Origin of the sequence: Amycolatopsis sp. NPDC005232 (assembly GCF_040607795.1) — a bacterium.
GTDB lineage: Bacteria > Actinomycetota > Actinomycetes > Mycobacteriales > Pseudonocardiaceae > Amycolatopsis.
This window is the reverse complement of the sequence record NZ_JBEXHL010000008.1, coordinates 12,409-29,740: the sequence shown is the minus strand read 5'-3', so window position 1 is coordinate 29,740 and position 17,332 is coordinate 12,409. Positions and strand designations below refer to the sequence as shown.

The window sequence follows — 17,332 nt, the reverse complement described above, 5'->3', positions numbered from 1 at the left end:
GGTCAGTCGTCGCCGGGCCACTCGCCGCTGGCCTTCTCGTAGCCGACGGCGCCGGCGCGCTCGGCGGCGGCCTTCACCGCGCCGAAGATCGCGCCCTGCACGGCCGCGGCGATGAGGATCTCCTGCCAGCCGCGGTGCTTGTCCGTCGCGTTCGGGGCGTCGTCCTCGCCGGCGATCCGCTGCCACAGCAGCTTGAAGACCTGGCCGGCGACCAGACCGCCGAGCGCGCTGACGGCGAAGTTCAACGGTTTGTACAGCGTCTTTTTCATGCCGGCCGGGTACCCCGGCGCGAGCGAGGCTCAACCTTGGCCGCCAGCCGGCCGTGACCGGCGTAGGCTCCGGCCACCGCGGTTCACCAAGAAGCCGTCTGCCGTCGTCCCGGCCCGTGCCGAGGACTCCGGAGACCGGCCGGGCCCGCGCACCTGGCGTCTCCGCCGATGTGTGGAGGGAGGCCTGCCGTGGCGGAACCCCTCCCGGACGTCCCCGCGAACCCGCCGGTCGTCGTCGTGCTCACCACCGCCGAGGACACGACCGTGGTGGTCCGCGGCGACGTCGACGCGACGATCGCCGGCCGGCTCTCCGAGCAGCTTGCCGTGGAGCTCGAACTGGGGCCCCACGTGCTGCTCATCGACCTGCGTGAGGTCACGTTCTGCTCGTCCGACGGCATCAGCACCCTCGTCCGTGCCCACGAGGCCGCCCGCGCCGCCGCGGTGCCGTACGCGATCGTCACCGGCCGGCTCCCGGTGCTGCGTCCCCTGCGGATGCTCGGGCTCGACCGCGTGCTGCAGGTTCACCACGACCTGTCCGACGCGAAGGCGTGGCTGGGGATCGTGTCGCGGCTGCGCTCCTGACACCGGCCGCGTCCGGGTGCGTGAGGTCGCGGCCTGCCCGCAGGGGGCGCACCTGCGGCATCAGGGCTGCGAGAGCCCCAGGTGGTCTCGCAGCGTCGTCCCCGAGTACTCCGTCCGGAACACCCGCCGGTCCTGCAGCAGCGGCACCACGGTGTCCGCGAACTCGTCGAGCCCGCCCGGCGTCACGTGGGGCACGAGGATGAACCCGTCGGCGGCGTCGTTCTGCACGAGGTCGTTGATGGCGGTCGCGACGGTCGTCGGGGAGCCGATGAACGTCTGGCGCCCCGTGACCTCGATGATGACCTCCCGCGCGGTCAGGTTCTTGGCCTCCGCGAGCTGGCGCCACTCCTTCGCCGTGGCCAGCGGGTCCCGGTACATCCGCACGCTGGCGCGGCCCTTCGAGATCAGGTCCTCGCCGACGACCGGGTCGAAGTCGGGCAGCGGGCCGTTCGGGTCGTGCTCGGACAGGTCGGTGTTCCAGAGCTGTTCGAGGAACTTGATCGCCGTCTGCTCGCTGACCTGCTGCAGCCGCACCACGTGGGCCTTTTCGTGGGCGTCGGCGTCGGTGTCGCCGAGCACGAAGGTCGCGGCGGGCATGATCACGAGCTGGTCGGGCGTGCGGCCGTACTTCGCGAGGCGGCCCTTCACGTCGCGGTAGAACGGCCGGCCGGTCTCGAGCGTGCCGTAGCGGCTGAAGATGGCGTCGGCCGTGGCGGCGGCGAACTCGCGGCCCTCGTCGGAGTCGCCGGCCTGGATGGTGACCGGCCGGCCCTGCGGGCCACGCGGCACGGGGAAGCGGCCGTCGATGGTGAAGTGCTGATCGTGGTGGGAAAACGCGCCGGCGTGGGCGTCGGACAGGAAGCGGCCGCTCGCCTTGTCCGCGAGGACCTCGTCGCCGCGCCAGGAGTCGAACAGCTCCCAGGCCGTGCGCAGGAACGTCTCGGCGCGCGAGTACCGCTGGTCCTGCGGCAGGAAACCGCCGCGGCGGAAGTTTTCGCCGGTGAAGGCGTCCCAGGACGTCACGACGTTCCACGCCGCGCGCCCGGCCGAGAGGTGATCGAGCGACGCGAACTGGCGCGCCACGTCGAACGGCTCGTTGAACGTCGAGTTGATCGTGCCCGCGAGCCCCAGCCGCTCGGTGACGGCGGCCAGCGCCGAGAGGACCGTGAACGTGTCGGGGCGTCCGACGACGTCGAGGTCGTAGATGAGGCCGTTCTGCTCGCGCAGCCGCAGGCCTTCGGCGAGGAAGAAGAAGTCGAACTTGGCGCGCTCGGCCGTCTGCGCGAGCTTCACGAACGAGCTGAACTCGATGTGGCTGCCCGCCTCCGGGTCGCTCCACACGGTGGTGTTGTTGACGCCAGGGAAGTGCGCCGCGAGGTGGATCTGCTTCGGCTCGGTCATCGGGTCCCTCCTCAGGCGGCGTAGCGGTTCGCGGGGCGGGGCAGGCCGAGCAGGCCCCGCAGCGTGGCGGCTTCGTAGTCGTGGCGGAACGCGCCGCGCCCGCGCAGTTCGGGCACGAGTCCGCGCGTGACGGCGGTGAGGTCGTCGGGCAGCGCGCCCGGCCGCAGCCGGAACCCGGTCAGGCCGGCGGCGTGCCAGTCGAGCAGCAGGTCGGCGAGCTCGGCGGGCGTGCCGGTGAAGACGTGCGCGTCGGAGGTGTACTCGCTGCCGGCGAGGTCGTCGAGGCGCGCCTTGCGGTCGGCGGCGGCGCCCGGCTTGTCGTCGAGGAACACCACGAGGTCGGCGAACACGCGCAGGCGCTCGTCCACGGCGGCGCGGATTTTCGTGACGTCCGCCCGGTCTTGCGGTGTCACGTACACGAGGTCGGCGGCCTTGTCGGCCAGCCGGTAGGCACGGTCGTTGTGCGCCAAGGCGGCGACGGGCGGCTGGCCCTGCGGCGGCCGCGGCGTGATCGACGGACCCTTCACCGAGAACCAGCGGCCCTCGAAGTCGATGTAGTGCAGTTTCTCGCGGTCGACGAACCGGCCGGTGGCGACGTCGCGGATCTCCGCGTCGTCCTCCCAGCTGTCCCAGAGCCGGCGCAGCACCTCGACGTAGTCCGCGGCTTCGTCGAACAGGTCCGCGGCGTCGGCCGGTTCGCGACGGCCGAAGTTGCGGTACTCCTCCTCGTGGCGCGACACCTGCACGCGCACGCCCGCGCGGCCGCCGCTGACGTAGTCGAGCGTCGCGATGGCCTTCGACAGGTGGAACGGCTCCGTGTGGGTGACCACAGCCGTCGGCACCAGGCCGATGCGCGAGGTCACCGGTGCGACGCGCGAGGCGATGAGCACCGCGTCGAGCCGGCCCTGGACGACGTCGGTGCGGTCCTCGAACGGGCCACGGGCGTCGGGGCGCAGGGACAGGAAGTCCTCGAAGGTGACGAAATCCAGCTTCGCCGCTTCGGCCTCCTGCACCAGGCCGGTCCAGTACCCGGCCGTGAGCAGCTCGGCCGGCCGAGCCGCCGGCTCCCGCCACGCCGCCGGGTGCCAGCCGGCTCCCTCCAGTGCGACGGCGAGCAAGGGTCCACCTGCCATGTGCGCGTCCTTTCCGCTCGGCCTGCCTTCGCAGTGTGCGCCGGGACACGCGGGTGCGGCAGCCGGAACCAGCCATTGGGAAAGCCGGGGTTTTCCCGCCCGATCGGGAATAACGCGGGGGAGTAGCGTCCACGCGGGAACCGGCGTGGACGAGGGAGTGGTGATGGCGGGAGAAGGCCTGGTGACGGTCGCGAGCAGCCGGCCGGTGCGGGAGACCGTGGACCGGCTCGTGGAGCTGGCCGAGAACGCGGGGCTGATCGTGTTCGCGCGCATCGACCACGCGGCCAACGCGGTCGCCGCGGGCCTCGAGCTGCGGCCCATGCAGCTGCTGGTGTTCGGCCACGGCCGCGGCGGCACCCCGCTGCTCGCCGAGGGCCCCACGAGCGGCCTCGATCTGCCGCTGAAGGCGCTCGCCTGGGAAGACGACCAGGGCGCCGTCCACGTCACCTACAACGACGCCACGTGGCTCGCCGAGCGCCACAACCTCGGCGACGCCAGCGCGGCCGCGGTGGGGGCGTTGGGCAAGGGGCTCGCGACGCTGGTGGGGAAGGCGACGGAGTAGCGCTCCTCAGCTCATCAACGACGAATGCCGCGCAGCCGTCGTCACCGGGCCGACCAGGGTGGGCTGCAGGCGGCGGGCCGCGTCGAGGTGGTCGGCGGTCCAGATCATCTTCACGGCGGTCGCGGTGCCCTGGTGGTCGTCGCCGGAGAGGTCGCGGTGGACGGCCGTCAGGAGGCGCGCGTCGGCGGCCGGGTCGCGGGACTTCAGCGGCGGGACGATGCCGGAGCCGGTGAGGGCGTCGGCGGTGGCTTCGTACCAGCGGGCCAGTTCGTCGCTCGCCGCGAGGACCTCCGCCCGCGCGGCGGTGCGGTCGCCGACGGCGCCGCCGGTCTCGCGGCGCCACAGGTCCAGCACGGCCTCCGCCGTCAAGCGGAGGACCGCGACGGCCGTGATCATCGCCGCGACGTCGGCCAGGGGCACGTGTTTGGGGCCGCGCTCGGTGAGGAAGACACGGAACGTGTCGTCCAGGCGGCGGGCCGCGGCGGCGGCTCGGCGGTTCTCGTCGCCGGGCTCGATGGTGGCGGGGACGAGCTCATCGCAGCGGCTCACGCCGTACTCGACGGCGCCACGCAGGTAGCGTGCGCTTTCGGCGAGGCCGTCCGCGACGGCGCGCCGCAGCTCGGCCGCGGCGCCGCGCGGCCAGAACACGATCCCCACGACGAGGCTCACGGCGCACCCGATCGCCACGTCCTCCACCCGCACCAGCCCGATCTGCAGCCCGGCGGGCTGGATGAGCGAGAACAGCAGCAACAGCACGACCGTGAACCCGGCTTGCCCGGCGGCGAACGAGATCACCGCGGGCGCGAGTCCCGTGAACACGACAGCGATCGGCAGCAGCGCCCAGAACACCGCCGTGTCGTGGCCGAGCAGCAGGATCAGCACGCTGCCGACCACAATCCCCGCGACCGTGCCGAGCAGCGCCCGCACCGCGCTCTGCCCGGTGCTCAGCGCGTTGGACCGCAGTACCGCCATCGTGCCGAACGCGACCCAGAACGAGTGCTCCACCCCGGTCAGATCCGCGATCAGCACGGCGGCCCCGAGCGCGATGCCGCCGCGCACGCTGTTGTGCAGCGTCACCGAGGTCCACGCGACGTGCGCGCCCGTCCGTTCCTGCACCGACGACAGCGCCGAACCGGCGCCGTCGGGCCGCCGCCCGATCAGGTGCTCCCACCAGGTCCGCCGCCGTGCCGCCACGGTCAGCTCGATGTTCTGCGCGATCTCGGAGATCGCGAAGCTCATCTCCTGCGCGCGGAAGCTCGGTTCGAGCGACGTCACGAACTCCGCCGTGTCCGGGTCCGGCAGCGCCGACGTCGCGGTGGCTTCCATCTCCCCGCGCGCGTCCCGCAGCCGCGCGAGCTCGGCCACCAGGTCGTCGGGCGCCGAAGCCACCGCCTTCAGCAGCCCCGCGCCGTGGTCGAGCAGCACGGCGGCGGCCAGCTTGACCTCCGACACCGCCGCCGTCGTGGCGCCGTGACCTTCGGCGACGGGCATCCGCGCCAGGATCTCCTCGAGCCACACGACCTCATCGATGAGCCGCACGAGCGTGCGCGTCGAGGTCGTCAGCCCCGTCGGGCGGTAGGGCGTGCCGAAGAACGAGTCCCGCAGCGCGGCGACGGCGGCACTCGACTCCGCGACGACGTCGTCGACCTGCGCCACCAGGTTCGGCAGGAATCCGCAGCGCACGCACTCGACCTCGGTCCGCAGCCGTTGCGCCAGCAACGCGCACGCGCGGGCCGTCGCGATCCGCAGCGGGTTGCGCACCGGCGAGGGCCACAGCACGGCGATGGCGGCCATCGACACGACCCCCGCCATGCCCCAGCCGAGCAGCCGGTCGGGCAGTGTGGCGAGCGAGCCGGGCAGCGTCGCGGGCAGGATGAACGACACGAGCAGCGAAGTCGTCGCGCTCGCGATCACGGAACTCACCACGGCGGCGAACAGCACCACGAACGCCACCACGACGGTCGTCACCGCCGCGAGCCACACGACCCGCGACACCAGCGTGCCCAGCGAGATCAGGAAGCCGCCGGCGAGAACGAGCGCGCCCTGCGCGAACACGCGGTCGCGGATCGGCCCGCCGAAGTCGACGAACAGCAGCAGCGCCACCGAGCCGACGGACGCGAACAGGCCCATCAGCGCGCTGCCCAGCACCAGGTTCCCGACCGCGAACAGCGACGGCAGGATGATCGCGGCCCGGCCCGTGCGGCGCAGCGCCGAGAGGTTGTTGTCCCGGCTTCGCAGCCACCCGAGAACCGTCATGGCCCGCCGTGCCTCCCACCGTCGAGCGGGCACCACGCCCGGACGCGAGCATGGTCGGGCAAACTCGCGTGTGTCAAGAACCCGGAACGGGCCCGAATCCACTGTGGAACGCCGCCACTCACCGCGCGGACCTGGTTGACTGTCCCCATGCTGCCCTGGGATGCCCCGCTCGCCGGCCGGCTCGACCGTCACACGATCACCTCGGAGCTGCTGCGGGACAACCCGCTCGGCGACCCGCACGAGCGGCCTCTGTGGGTGTACGTCCCGCCGGGCTACGACGACTCCGAGGCGCGCTACCCGGTGATCTACGTGATCCAGGGCTACACCGGCCAGGTCGCGATGTGGGCCAACCGCACCGCGTTCCGTCAGCCGTACCTCGAAACGGCCGACGCGGTGTTCGCCGACGGCGCGCCACCCTGCGTCGTGGTCTACGTCGACGCCTGGACCTCCTACGGCGGCTCGCAGTTCGTCGACTCACCCGGCACCGGCCGCTACCACTCGTACCTCTGCGATGAGATCGTGCCGTGGGTCGACGCGCACTACCGCACCATCCCCGCGCGCGAGTCACGCGCGATCACCGGCAAGTCGTCCGGCGGCTTTGGCGCGATGATCACGCCGATGCTGCGCCCCGACCTGTTCGGTGCGCTCGCGACGCACGCCGGAGACACGCTCTACGAGCTCAGTTACGTGCCCGAGTTCGGCAAGGCCGCGCGCGTGCTGCGCGAGTACGACCACGACATCTTCCGCTGGTGGGACGACTTCCGCTCACGCCCGGCGTTCACCAAACCGGGTGACGAGTCGCTGCTCGTGGCCCTCGGCGTCGCCGCGTGCTTCTCCGCGCGCGAGGACGGCACGCCCGAGCTGCCCTTCGACGCGGTGACCGGCGTGCTCAAACCGGACGTCTGGGACCGCTGGCTCGCGTGGGATCCGGTCCGCATGGCTCCCGCCCACGCCGAGACGCTGCGCTCCCTGGACTCGGTCTGGATCGACGCCGGCACCCTCGACGAGTGGTTCCTCGACCTCGGCGCCGCCGCGTTCCGCGACGAGCTCCTCAAGGCCGGCCTGCCCGAGGACCGCCTGCACTTCGAGCTCTTCGACGCGGGCCACGGCGGCATCGACTACCGCTACCCCTTGGCGCTGAAGTGGCTCGCCGAACGGCTGGCCCGCTAGCGCTCACTCCAGGTCGACGCGCACCGTCAGCAGGTTGTTGCCCAAGGTCCGCACCCCGGCGCTGTTCAAGCGCGGCAATGACTTCAGCCGAGCCACGGCGTCATCGTCGGGCAGGACGTGGGCGGTCCCGCGGTGCCAGCGCCCGCGCAGCCGCACGCGGACGTGCGGGTCGGCCTGCAGGTTGCGGACGTACTGCGAGCGGGTGCCGAATTCCGACACCAGCCAGAACTCGTCGCCGGTGCGCCGGCCGCCGACGGGCGTGCGGCGGGGGAGACCCGACGTGCGGCCCGTGGTTTCCAGCAGGACCTGGCCGGGCAGCCGCGACAGCACGGGGTTGCCGACGTGGCGCTGAAACGTCGTCACCAGCCGGTGCCATCCGCTGCCGCGCTGGGCGGCTTCGCGCAGCCGCCACGGGATGACCACGGCGTGGATCGGCGCCGCGAGCGCCCACAACGCCCGGGCCGGCGCGCGGTCGAACCGCACGGTGGTGGTCCAGCGCACCCGCGAGCCGACGTCGACGGTATTGCGTGTGGTCAGCAACGCCGACGGCGCTTCGAGCACCACGCTGCCGGGTTCGGAGCTCACGACCGTCCAGCCGAGCACGCGGCCCGGCCCGGGCCGGGTCCGCAGGCCGAGGCACCGCCAGCCCACGCGCAGGAACGCCCGCAGCGGCGCCGGCGCGTCTTCCCAGACGGCTCGTGCCCACTGCTCGGCGGTGCGCTCGTCGCCGGCGGGCCGCGCGATGTCCACTGTGGACTTGTAGTCGGAGGTCACGCGGTCCAGGCTAGTGCTCCGACGCTTCCGACGCGCGAGCGTGATCGACCGCGGCGGCCGCGTCCGGGCCCCAGCTCGCCAGCAGCCGCAACGCTTCCTGCGACTTCGAACCGGGCTCGGGGTGGTACACCGACAACGCCTGATCCGGGTCCTCGGGCAGCGTGAACGTCTCGTAGGACAACGTCAGCTCACCCACGAGGGGGTGCCGCAACCGCATCGTGGCGTGCGTCTTGCGCTTCACGTCGTGCGCGGCCCACAGCGTGCGGAATTCCTCGCTCTTCACCGACAGTTCTCCGACCAGCTCGGTGAGCAGCGGGTCGTTCGAATGCTGCCCGGCGTCGAGCCGCAGCTGGCCGACGACGTCGGCCGCCTTGGTGCGCCAGTCCGCGTACAGGCCGGGCGCAGCCGGATCGAGGAAGACGATGCGGGCCCAGTTGCGGTCTTCCGGCGCCCGCGCGGCCCAGTCGCCGAAGAGTGCCGACGCCGTTCTGTTCCAGGCGAGCACGTCGGTGCGGCGGCCCCACACGTACGCGGGCACGCTCTCGATCGCGTCGAGCATCGTCTGCAGCACGGGCCGCACCTGCTGCCGTTGCCGCGGCGCGGGCCGTTTGCGCTGCCGGGGCTTGGCCAGGTGCAGCAGGTGCGCACGTTCGGTCTCCGACAGGTTCAGCGCGGTGGAGATCGCAGTCAGCACTTCGAGCGAGACGTTGCGGCCGTTGCCCTGCTCCAGCCGCGTGTAGTACGCGACGGAAACCCCGGCCAGCTGCGCCAGCTCCTCACGCCGCAACCCCGGCACGCGCCGGCGCCGGCCGTACTCGGGCAGGCCCACATCGGCCGGCTTCAGGCGGGCGCGCCGCGAGCGCAGGAACTCGCTCAGCTCCGCGCGTGGATCCAGCGCCTGCTCGATGCGGGGGTGCGTGGCCATGTCCGTCAGTATCATGCCCGAACCACGAAATCGCTGCTCCTGAGCCTGTCCCTGCCAGTAGTAGGCACGCGGGACGTACGCGAAACGGGCACCTGGGTAACCCTTCGCGCCCGGCGCACAGTGAACCCGTGCCCGCCGAGCGGCTCGGCACCAGGGAGAGGGATCACTGAGATGACCGAGACAACCACAACTTCGCCCGCCACCGCGCGCGGCCGGGACCGGCTCCCGGGCAAGGCCCTCTTCGGCCTCTTCCTCGCCGGGTTCATCGGCATCCTCACCGAGTGCCTGCCCGCCGGCCTGCTGCCGGAAATCAGCCGGACCCTGCACACGAGCGTCGCGGCGACCGGCCAGATCGTCACGATCTACGCCGCCGCCACCGCGCTCGCCGCGATCCCGCTCTCGCGCCTGACCGCGAAGTGGTCGCGCAAGACCGTGCTGCAGGTCGCGCTGGGCATAGTCGCGATCACCAACGCGCTCACCGCGTTGTCCACCGACTACACCCTCACGATGGTGATCCGCTTCGTCGCCGGCCTCGGCACCGCGCTGGTCTGGACGCAGCTCGCCGGGTACGCCGCGCGGCTGTCGCCGCCGAGATGCAGGGCCGTGCCATCGCCATCGCGCTGGCGGGCACGCCGATCTCGCTGGCCCTCGGCGTGCCGGTGGGCACGTGGCTGAGCACCTTCGGCGGCTGGCAGACGGCGTTTTGGGTCTCGGCGGCGCTGAGCCTGCTGAACATGCTCTGGTTCGTGGTGAACCTGGCGAACCTGCCCGGCCAAGCCGGCCACGAACGCTTCACCCTCGGCGAGGTCCTCGCGATGCCCGGGCTGCGCACGATCCTGTTCGCGCTCACCACGTACATGGTGGCGCACAACATCCTCTACACCTACGTGACCGACTTCCTGCGGTTCGCGGGCATGGAGAGCCAGGCCGGGTGGGTGCTGTTCGCCTTCGGCGTCACGTCGGTGCTGAGCGTGGTCGTGGTCGGCGCGCACATCGACCATCACCTGCGCAAGCTGATCGTCGCGAGCACACTCCTGTTCGCGGTGAGCGTGCTGGTCCTGGCCGTGTTCTCGGGCGTGCCCTCGCTCGTCTACCTCGCCGCCGCGGCGTGGGGCCTGGCGTTCGGCAGTTCGCCCAGCCTGTTCATCGGGGGCGCGATCAACGCGACGGCCGAAGCCGCCGACGTCGCGCAGTCGATCGTGATCTCGTTCTTCTCCGGCTCGATCGCCCTCGGTGGGCTCGTCGGCGGGCTGCTGATCGCGAGCCTGGGCACGGCGTCGATCACGTGGGCTTCATTGGTGCTGCTGGTCTTCGCGGCGGTCGCGGTGATCGGCTCCTGGCCAAGCTCGCCCACATCGCTAGGCGACCGGTAAGCCGACCACATCGCGAGATCGCGCCGGCTTGTCGAGTGAACGGTGCGATCGGCCCCAGGCCGATCCGACCGTTCACTCGACAAGCCGGCTCAAAGGCGATCTCGCCCGCCTCGGCGGAGCCGAGGCAGACAACACAGCTCAGCGCGGGAAAACCGTGCCGTCGAACAGCTTCCGGGCCGTGCGCACGACCCCGCTGCGGCGCACCCGCGGCGAGGTCTCGCCCGGATCCACCTCGACCTCGACCTGCAGGTGGCCGGTCGGGTGCTCGACGTCGATGCGCGAGGTGCCGGGCAGCTTCGCCAGCTCGTGCCCGACGGCGCCGCCCAGCAGGAGCGCCGTGGCCACGCTGACGGCCCCGAGCACCCCGATCGACGTGTGCGGTTCGAGCGGGATGAACGTGCGCGTGCAGATCGTGCCGCCGTCGACGGGCGGCGCGACGAGCGTGGTCTTCGGGACCGAGCTGTCGCGCACGTCGCCGAGGCCCATCAGCTCGGCCGCCCCCAATCGCAGCGACTGGATCCGCTCCCGCAGCGCGGTGTCGGCCTTGAGCTGCTCAGGCGTTTCGTAGCCGGTGAGCCCGAAGTCGGCGGCCCGCGCGACGACCACCGGCATGCCGTTGTCCACACAGGTCACCGGCACACCGTCCACAGTGTCCACGAGGTGCCCGGTCGGGAGCAGGCCGTGACCCGTCGAGCCGGCGGTGTCGGCGAAGTCGAGCACCACCGGCGCCGCGGTACCGGGCACGCCGGAGATCGCCGTGTCACCCGTGTAGTCGACGACCCCGCCGGGAGTGGGGAAGCGGGCGACGGCGGTGCTGTCCGAGTTGACCATCCGGATCCGCACGGTCGTCTCGCCGTCGCCGGCCGGCACGAGGCCGCGTTCCACCGCGAACGGGCCGACGCCCGCAAGCAGGTTGCCGCAGTTCTGCCGGTCGGTCACGGTCGCCTCGGCCACGCCGAGCTGCAGGAACAGGTAGTCGACGTCCGCGCCGGGCGACGTGCTCGGCGACACCACGGCCACCTTGCTGGTGAGCGGGTGGGCGCCGCCGATGCCGTCGATCTGGCGCGGGTCGGGGCTGCCCATGATGCGCAGCAGCAGGTCGTCGCGCTCCGCCGCGTCGGCGGGCAGGTCCTCGGCGCGGAAGTACGCGCCCTTCGACGTGCCGCCGCGCATCAGCAGGCAGGGGACGCCCGTCACGCCTGCTCCTTCGCGTACTCCTCGGCGGTCACCCACCGCACGCCCAGCGAAGTGAGTTTCTCGCGCAGCCCGTAGCGGTCGAGCCCCAGCTCACCGCCGGCGAGGGCCGCCCGTGTGGCTTCCTCCTTGGCCAGACGCGCCTTCGACGCGGTGATGCCCCGTTCGACGTCGGCCTGCGCGACTCGCAGCACGCCGTCGTCGTCGGCCAGGATCACGTCGCCGGCGTGGATGGTCTGTCCACCGACGGTCACCGGCACGTTGACCGAACCGGCCGTCGCCTTCACGGTGCCCTGCGCGCTGATCGCCCGCGACCACACCGGGAAGCCCATCTCCTTGAGCTCAGCGACATCACGCACGCCCGCGTCGATCACGAGACCCCGCACGCCGCGCGACACCAGCGACGTGGCGAGCAGCTCGCCGAACATCCCGTCGGTCGAAGGGGACGCAGTGGTGACGACGAGGATGTCGCCCGGCAGGCACTGCTCGACCGCGGCGTGGATCATCATGTTGTCGCCGGGCCAGCACAGCGCCGTCACGGCCGAACCGCCGATGCGGGAGCCGCGGTGCAGCGGGCGGTGCTCGGTGCCGACGTAGCCGACGCGCCCGAGCGCCTCGTGCACCGTGGCGACCCCGAAGCCGGCCAGCTCGTCGATCTTGTCGCCGGGCGCCCGGGGGACGTCGGTCACCACCACGTTGTTCATTCAGCCTGCTCCATCGCTCAGTTGTCGGTCTCGCGCAGCGCGGTGATCACGCTGCGCAGGTGCGCCCGGGCCGCTTGCTCGGCGGCGTCCGGGTCGCGGCGGGCGATCGCGTCGATGATCGCCAGGTGCTCGGGCAGCGATACGTGCGGCCGGCCCGCGCGCATGGCGAGCCGGAACTGGTGGCGGACGATCTGGCCGTGGAGCCGCTCCAGCAGCTCCGCCGCCACGGACTGACCCGCGATCTCCCGCACCGTGCGGTGCAGCTCACGGTTCAGCTCGGAGTACTTCATCGACTCGCCCTCGTCGACGGCGGCCTGCAGCCGCTTCGCCAGCTCACGCAGCGAGTCGATCTCGTCGTCGCTCACCTTCTCGGCCGCCTTGGCCGCGCACAGGCCTTCGAGCACCATGCGGCACTCGGTGATGGCCACGGCCTCCTCGATCGACACCACCCGCACCCGGGCCCCGCGGTGCGGAATACGCTCCACCAGGCCTTCCGCGGTCAGGTCGATCAAGGCCGCGCGCATACTCGCGCGCGTGACGCCGAAGGTCTCGGCCAGCTCGGCCTCCACCAGACGCTGCCCCGGGACGACGTCGCCTGCCAGCAGGGCGGCCCGCAGCGCGTCGAGCGCGGCGTGCTTGCCGGCCTCCCCTTCCTTGGGCGTGGTGGTCATCCCGGCTCCTCTCCTCGATGGTGACGCTAAGCATCCCATACGAGATTGTCAACAATTTCGTAGACGACTCTTGTGACGATCCAGGTCCGCGAGTTACGTTCCCCCGGACCACCCCGGCCGCGATGACGCGCCCGGCACGACAGGAGATGATCTCGACGATGACCGGACCGGCCACGTCACCGCCCGCCGCCAGAGGGGCCAAGACTTCGACCCGCAACGCCGTGATCGGCGCTTCCTTCGGCTTTTTCGTCGACATGTTCGACGTCTACCTGCCGGTGGTGGCGCTGACGCCCGCGATGAACTACTTCCTCCCGCCCTCCGTTTCCGCGGGCAGCCGGGCCGTGATCACTTCGCTGATCTTCGTGGCCACCCTGCTCGGGCGGCCGCTCGGCTCGATGATCTTCGGCCGCCTCGCCGACAAGGTCGGCCGCCGCCGCGTGACGCTGTGGTCGATCACCGGCTGCGGCATCTGCACGCTGCTCATCGCGCTGCTGCCCGGCTACCACGCCGTGGGTCTGCTCGGCGTGGTGCTGCTGGTGGTGCTGCGCCTGATCGACGGCGTGTTCCTCGGCGGCGAGTACACCGGCGCCACCCCGCTCGCCATGGAGGCGGTCCCGACCGGCAAACGCGGTTGGTACGGCGGCCTCGTGGGCATGGGCTTCCCGATCTCGTACTGCGCCATTTCGCTGGTGACCTTCGTGATGTTGCGCATCGCGCCCTCCGGTGGCGTGAACTCGGCCTACTCCCAGTGGGGCTGGCGCGTGCCGTTCCTCGTGGGCGCGCTGCTGTGCGCGGTGTTCTGCTGGTACTTCTCGCGCACCGTCGAGGAGTCCGAGACGTGGAAGTCGGCGAAGAAGTCGCGCACGCCGATCCGCGACGTGCTCGTGGGTTCCTCTCGCAAGCAGTTCCTCCAGGTGTTCGTGATCATGAGCGGCATCTGGTTCGCCTCGAACCTCGCTTCCGGCCTGCTGCCCAGTGCGCTGCAGTTCCAGGCGCACGTGTCGGCGCAGCAGGTCACGGCCGCGCTCGTGATCGTGCAGGCAATCCACTCCGTGCTGTTCCCGTTCCTGGGTGCGTTGTCGGAGAAGATCGGCCGGCGCAAGTTCCTCGCGTGGTCCGGCATCGGCATCGGCGTGGTCTGCTCCGCCGCGTTCGCCACGATCAGCCTCGGCTGGTGGTCGGGCTTCGGCGCGGTGCTGTTGCTGACCTTCGTGATCCGGATCTCGGGTGGCAGCACGTTCGCCGTCACGCCGTCGTACCTGTGCGAGCGGTTCCCGCCCGCCGTGCGCGGCAGCGGCTTCGGTCTCGGCTACAGCATGCCGCTGATCCTGACCTCGTTCTACGCCTACTACCAGGACTGGCTCGGGCACATCATGCCGTCGGGCCTCACCGCCGCGGCCCTGCTCGTGCTCGGTGGCGCGCTCGTGTTCGTCGGCTCGCTGATCGGCCCGGAGACCAAGGACGTCGACCTCGGCGTCGCGGCCGCGGGCCAGCCTCAGCCGAAGGCGGTGACAGCGTGACGACGATCGCGTTGCTGGGCCTCGGTGAGGTGGGTTCCGTGCTGGCGGAAGACCTCACCGGGGTGGACCTCGCGGCGTGGGACGTGGCGCTGGCGGATCCGTCGAGCGCCGCGGCGCGCAACGCCGAACGGTTCGGGCTGGTGTCTGCTGTGGACGCGCACGACGCCGTTCGCGAAGCCGATCTGGTGATCAGCGCCGTGACCGCGGCCAACGACCTCACCGCGGCCAAGTCGATCGCCGACGGGCTGCCCGCCGGCTGCTGGTTCCTCGACCTCAACTCCGCGGCACCCGGCCAGAAGCAGGCCTCGGCCGAGGTGATCGAGAAGGCCGGCGGCCGCTACGTCGAGGCCGCCGTGATGTCGCCCATCAACCCCAAGCGGCTCGCGGCCCCGATGCTGCTCGGCGGCCCGCACGCGGCGGAGTTCGCGGAGTTCGCGCGTCCGCTCGGCTTCACCGGGCTGGAGGTCTACGCCGACGTGGTCGGCCGGGCCGCGGCCACCAAGCTCTGCCGTTCCGTGGTGATCAAGGGCGTCGAAGCCCTGCTCACCGAGTCGCTGCTCGCCGCGCGCGAGTGGGGCGTGGAGGGACGCGTCCTCGGGTCGCTGTCGAACCTGCTGCCCAGCGACGACTGGGAAAGCCTCGCCGCATACATGATTTCCCGCTCGCTGGAGCACGGCGTTCGCCGGGCCGAGGAACTGCGGGAAGCCGCCGTGACCGTGGCCGAGACCGGCGTCGAGCCCGTGATGGCGGAAGCGATCGCGCGCCGCCAGGACTGGGCGGCGGCTCACCGGCCCGCGGACCTCGGCGAGCTGGAGTCGCGGCTGCTGCCGCTGCTCGACGCGGTCCGCACGCGAATGTCCGAAGAAGACCCGAAAGGCGACACCGAGTGATCATCGACTGTCACGGCCACTACACGACTGTGCCCGCGGCCCACACGAGCTGGCGGGACGCGCAGCGCGCCGCGTACGACGCGGGGACCGCCGCTCCGGCGTACCCGGAGATCGGCGACGACGAGCTGCGCGAATCGGTGCAGGGCCAGCTCGGGCTGATGGCCGACCGCGGCGTGGACCTCACGGTGTTCTCGCCGCGCGCGTCGGCGATGGGCCACCACATCGGTGACGAGGCCGTGAGCACCGAGTGGGCGCGGGTGTGCAACGACCTCGTCCACCGCGTCACCACGCTCTACCCCGAGAAGTTCGTCGGCGTCTGCCAGCTGCCGCAGTCGCCGGGAGTCCCGGTGGAGCACTCCGTGGCCGAGCTGCGCCGCTGCGTGGAGGAGCTCGGGTTCGTGGGCTGCAACCTCAACCCCGACCCGAGCGGCGGGCACTGGACCGCGCCGCCGCTCACCGACAAGAGCTGGTACCCGTTCTACGAAGCCATGGTGGAGCTCGACGTGCCGGCCATGGTGCACGTGTCGGCCTCGGACAACCCGAGCTTCCACGCCACGGGCGCGCACTACCTCAACGCCGACACCACGGCGTTCATGCAGTTCCTGCAGTCGGACCTGTTCACCGACTTCCCGGCACTGCGCTTCGTGATCCCGCACGGCGGCGGAGCGGTGCCCTACCACTGGGGCCGCTACCGCGGGCTCGCCGACATGCTCGGCCGCCCGGAGCCCGACGAAGGTGTCATGCCGAACGTCTTCTTCGACACGTGCGTGTACCACCAGCCGGGCATCAACCTGCTCTTCGACGTGATCAACGTGGACAACGTGCTGTTCGGCTCGGAGATGGTCGGTGCCGTGCGGGGCATCGACTCGCGCACCGGCCACTACTTCGACGACACCCGCCGCTACGTCGACGCGCTCGGACTGTCCGATGAGGACAAGACGAAGGTGTACGAGGGCAACGTGCGCCGCGTCTACCCGCGCCTGGACCAGGCGCTGAAGGCGAGGGGCGTGTGAGCGCGTTCACGGCCGACCCCGGCTGGCTCTCCTACGACCCCGACCCGTCGAAGCCGGCCTTCGTGCTTCCGCCGGGCACCGTCGACGTGCACACACACGTGTTCGGCCCGGGCGACAAGTTTCCGTACGCGCCGGAACGCAAGTACACGCCGACCGACGCCGGCAAGGAGCAGCTGTTCGCCCTGCGCGACTTCCTGGGCATCGAGCGCCAGGTGATCGTGCAGGCGACCTGCCACGGTGCCGACAACAGCGCTCTGGTCGACGCGCTCGACGCGGCGGGCGAGCGCTCCCGCGGCATCGCGACGATCCGCGGCACCGAGTCCGACGAGGAGCTCGCCCGGCTGCACGCGGCCGGCGTGCGCGGTATCCGGCTGAACTTCGTCCGCCGGCTCGTGGACCCGAAGCCCGACGCCTACTACCACGACCTGGTCGCCCGGATCGCGCCGCTGGGCTGGCACATCGTGATCTACTTCGAGGCCGCGGACCTCGCCGAGAAGTGGGACCTGTTCACCTCGCTGCCGACCACGGTCCTGGTGGACCACATGGGCCGCCCGGACGTGACGAAACCCGTCGACGGCCCGGAGTTCGGCCGCTTCCGCACGCTGCTGCGCGAGCACCCGAACTTCCACGTGAAGGTCACCGGCCCGGAACGCCTCACGGTGGCCGGCCCGCCGTACGACGACGTGGTGCCCTTCGGCCGCGCGCTCGTGGAGGAGTTCCCGGACCGCGTCCTGTGGGGCACGGACTGGCCGCACCCCAACATGAAGAGCCACATGCCCGACGACGGCACGCTGGTCGACTTCGTGCCCCGCATCGCGCCGAGCGCCGAAGCGCGGCAGAAGCTGTTGGTGGACAACCCGATGCGGCTCTACTGGGCTGACTGAACGCGAGCCGA

General features: G+C 71.5%; 17 protein-coding genes and 1 pseudogene. 9 read left to right on the top strand and 9 right to left on the bottom strand.

Going from position 1 to position 17,332, the window contains the following annotated elements:
• Nucleotides 1-2 precede the first annotated feature (2 nt).
• On the bottom strand, nucleotides 3-269 hold the full coding sequence (locus tag ABZU76_RS17025) for a DUF4235 domain-containing protein (RefSeq protein WP_354870153.1): 267 nt from the start codon (nucleotides 267-269) through the stop codon (nucleotides 3-5).
• Between the two features lie 189 nt (nucleotides 270-458).
• On the opposite strand from ABZU76_RS17025, the gene ABZU76_RS17020 reads away from it, so the two are divergent.
• Complete coding sequence (locus ABZU76_RS17020) at nucleotides 459-851, top strand: STAS domain-containing protein (RefSeq protein WP_354870150.1); 393 nt, start codon at nucleotides 459-461, stop codon at nucleotides 849-851.
• 60 nt (nucleotides 852-911) lie between these two features.
• On the opposite strand, the gene ABZU76_RS17015 is transcribed toward ABZU76_RS17020, so the two are convergent.
• Nucleotides 912-2,252 (bottom strand): NtaA/DmoA family FMN-dependent monooxygenase, encoded by a 1,341-nt coding sequence (locus tag ABZU76_RS17015; protein WP_354870147.1) that lies wholly within the window; start codon nucleotides 2,250-2,252, stop codon nucleotides 912-914.
• Nucleotides 2,253-2,263: 11 nt separating this feature from the next.
• A complete protein-coding gene (locus ABZU76_RS17010; protein ID WP_354870145.1) occupies nucleotides 2,264-3,385 on the bottom strand; it encodes an LLM class flavin-dependent oxidoreductase in 1,122 nt (373 codons plus the stop codon).
• Nucleotides 3,386-3,530: 145 nt separating this feature from the next.
• Here ABZU76_RS17010 and ABZU76_RS17005 point away from each other — a divergent pair, with 145 nt between their 5' ends.
• Entirely contained in the window at nucleotides 3,531-3,947 is a 417-nt protein-coding gene (locus ABZU76_RS17005) for a DUF302 domain-containing protein (protein ID WP_354870143.1), read from the top strand.
• A gap of 6 nt (nucleotides 3,948-3,953) precedes the next feature.
• Here the strand turns inward: ABZU76_RS17005 and ABZU76_RS17000 are convergent, their stop codons facing one another.
• Nucleotides 3,954-6,203, bottom strand: a complete 2,250-nt coding sequence (locus tag ABZU76_RS17000) for an FUSC family protein (RefSeq protein ID WP_354870141.1) — start codon at nucleotides 6,201-6,203, stop codon at nucleotides 3,954-3,956.
• 147 nt (nucleotides 6,204-6,350) lie between these two features.
• Between ABZU76_RS17000 and ABZU76_RS16995 the strand changes: the two genes are divergently transcribed.
• Nucleotides 6,351-7,373 carry an alpha/beta hydrolase-fold protein gene (locus ABZU76_RS16995; RefSeq protein ID WP_354870139.1) on the top strand — a complete coding sequence of 341 codons (1,023 nt, stop codon included), beginning with the start codon at nucleotides 6,351-6,353 and terminating at the stop codon, nucleotides 7,371-7,373.
• Nucleotides 7,374-7,376: 3 nt separating this feature from the next.
• On the opposite strand, the gene ABZU76_RS16990 is transcribed toward ABZU76_RS16995, so the two are convergent.
• Both ABZU76_RS16990 and ABZU76_RS16985 read right to left on the bottom strand, forming a co-directional pair.
• Nucleotides 7,377-8,147 (bottom strand): nitroreductase/quinone reductase family protein, encoded by a 771-nt coding sequence (locus ABZU76_RS16990; RefSeq protein WP_354870136.1) that lies wholly within the window; start codon nucleotides 8,145-8,147, stop codon nucleotides 7,377-7,379.
• Between the two features lie 10 nt (nucleotides 8,148-8,157).
• Complete coding sequence (locus ABZU76_RS16985) at nucleotides 8,158-9,072, bottom strand: helix-turn-helix domain-containing protein (protein ID WP_354870133.1); 915 nt, start codon at nucleotides 9,070-9,072, stop codon at nucleotides 8,158-8,160.
• Between the two features lie 171 nt (nucleotides 9,073-9,243).
• Here ABZU76_RS16985 and ABZU76_RS16980 point away from each other — a divergent pair.
• Nucleotides 9,244-9,914 (top strand): annotated as a pseudogene (locus tag ABZU76_RS16980) (MFS transporter); the annotation flags it as partial.
• Nucleotides 9,888-10,445, top strand: a complete 558-nt coding sequence (locus ABZU76_RS16975) for an MFS transporter (RefSeq protein WP_354870837.1) — start codon at nucleotides 9,888-9,890, stop codon at nucleotides 10,443-10,445. The pseudogene ABZU76_RS16980 and the gene ABZU76_RS16975, both read left to right, overlap by 27 nt.
• Before the next feature lie 138 nt (nucleotides 10,446-10,583).
• On the opposite strand, the gene ABZU76_RS16970 is transcribed toward ABZU76_RS16975, so the two are convergent.
• The 3 genes from ABZU76_RS16970 to ABZU76_RS16960 are packed head-to-tail and all read right to left on the bottom strand — an operon-like array spanning nucleotide 10,584 to nucleotide 13,014.
• The gene (locus ABZU76_RS16970) at nucleotides 10,584-11,642 is read right to left on the bottom strand and encodes a 4-oxalomesaconate tautomerase (protein WP_354870131.1); all 1,059 of its coding nucleotides are present in this window, start codon (nucleotides 11,640-11,642) and stop codon (nucleotides 10,584-10,586) included.
• Nucleotides 11,639-12,343, bottom strand: coding sequence for a 4-carboxy-4-hydroxy-2-oxoadipate aldolase/oxaloacetate decarboxylase (locus ABZU76_RS16965; protein ID WP_354870128.1), 705 nt, complete (start codon nucleotides 12,341-12,343; stop codon nucleotides 11,639-11,641). Before ABZU76_RS16965 ends, ABZU76_RS16970 begins: the two co-directional genes overlap by 4 nt.
• Nucleotides 12,344-12,360: 17 nt before the next feature.
• Entirely contained in the window at nucleotides 12,361-13,014 is a 654-nt protein-coding gene (locus ABZU76_RS16960) for a GntR family transcriptional regulator (protein WP_354870125.1), read from the bottom strand.
• A 158-nt stretch (nucleotides 13,015-13,172) separates the two neighbouring features.
• Between ABZU76_RS16960 and ABZU76_RS16955 the strand changes: the two genes are divergently transcribed.
• Genes ABZU76_RS16955 through ABZU76_RS16940 form a run of 4 tightly spaced genes read left to right on the top strand, consistent with a single transcriptional unit; the run spans nucleotide 13,173 to nucleotide 17,321 of the window.
• Nucleotides 13,173-14,534: an MFS transporter gene (locus ABZU76_RS16955; protein WP_354870123.1), complete on the top strand. Its 1,362-nt coding sequence runs from the start codon at nucleotides 13,173-13,175 to the stop codon at nucleotides 14,532-14,534.
• On the top strand, nucleotides 14,531-15,424 hold the full coding sequence (locus ABZU76_RS16950; protein ID WP_354870120.1) for a DUF1932 domain-containing protein: 894 nt from the start codon (nucleotides 14,531-14,533) through the stop codon (nucleotides 15,422-15,424). The genes ABZU76_RS16955 and ABZU76_RS16950 overlap by 4 nt, the downstream gene beginning before the upstream one ends.
• Nucleotides 15,421-16,437: an amidohydrolase family protein gene (locus ABZU76_RS16945; RefSeq protein WP_354870118.1), complete on the top strand. Its 1,017-nt coding sequence runs from the start codon at nucleotides 15,421-15,423 to the stop codon at nucleotides 16,435-16,437. Before ABZU76_RS16950 ends, ABZU76_RS16945 begins: the two co-directional genes overlap by 4 nt.
• Nucleotides 16,434-17,321: an amidohydrolase family protein gene (locus tag ABZU76_RS16940; protein WP_354870116.1), complete on the top strand. Its 888-nt coding sequence runs from the start codon at nucleotides 16,434-16,436 to the stop codon at nucleotides 17,319-17,321. Before ABZU76_RS16945 ends, ABZU76_RS16940 begins: the two co-directional genes overlap by 4 nt.
• Nucleotides 17,322-17,332 lie beyond the last annotated feature (11 nt).

Bases quoted from the DNA above. Each gene is read 5' to 3' on its own strand.
- ABZU76_RS17025 (WP_354870153.1), bottom strand. From the start codon at position 269: ATGAAAAAGACGCTGTACAAACCGTTGAACTTCGCCGTCAGCGCGCTC.
- ABZU76_RS17015 (WP_354870147.1), bottom strand. From the start codon at position 2,252: ATGACCGAGCCGAAGCAGATCCACCTCGCGGCGCACTTCCCTGGCGTC.
- ABZU76_RS17010 (WP_354870145.1), bottom strand. From the start codon at position 3,385: ATGGCAGGTGGACCCTTGCTCGCCGTCGCACTGGAGGGAGCCGGCTGG.
- ABZU76_RS17000 (WP_354870141.1), bottom strand. From the start codon at position 6,203: ATGACGGTTCTCGGGTGGCTGCGAAGCCGGGACAACAACCTCTCGGCG.
- ABZU76_RS16995 (WP_354870139.1), top strand. From the start codon at position 6,351: ATGCTGCCCTGGGATGCCCCGCTCGCCGGCCGGCTCGACCGTCACACG.
- ABZU76_RS16985 (WP_354870133.1), bottom strand. From the start codon at position 9,072: ATGGCCACGCACCCCCGCATCGAGCAGGCGCTGGATCCACGCGCGGAG.
- ABZU76_RS16975 (WP_354870837.1), top strand. From the start codon at position 9,888: ATGCCCGGGCTGCGCACGATCCTGTTCGCGCTCACCACGTACATGGTG.
- ABZU76_RS16965 (WP_354870128.1), bottom strand. From the start codon at position 12,343: ATGAACAACGTGGTGGTGACCGACGTCCCCCGGGCGCCCGGCGACAAG.
- ABZU76_RS16960 (WP_354870125.1), bottom strand. From the start codon at position 13,014: ATGACCACCACGCCCAAGGAAGGGGAGGCCGGCAAGCACGCCGCGCTC.
- ABZU76_RS16955 (WP_354870123.1), top strand. From the start codon at position 13,173: ATGACCGGACCGGCCACGTCACCGCCCGCCGCCAGAGGGGCCAAGACT.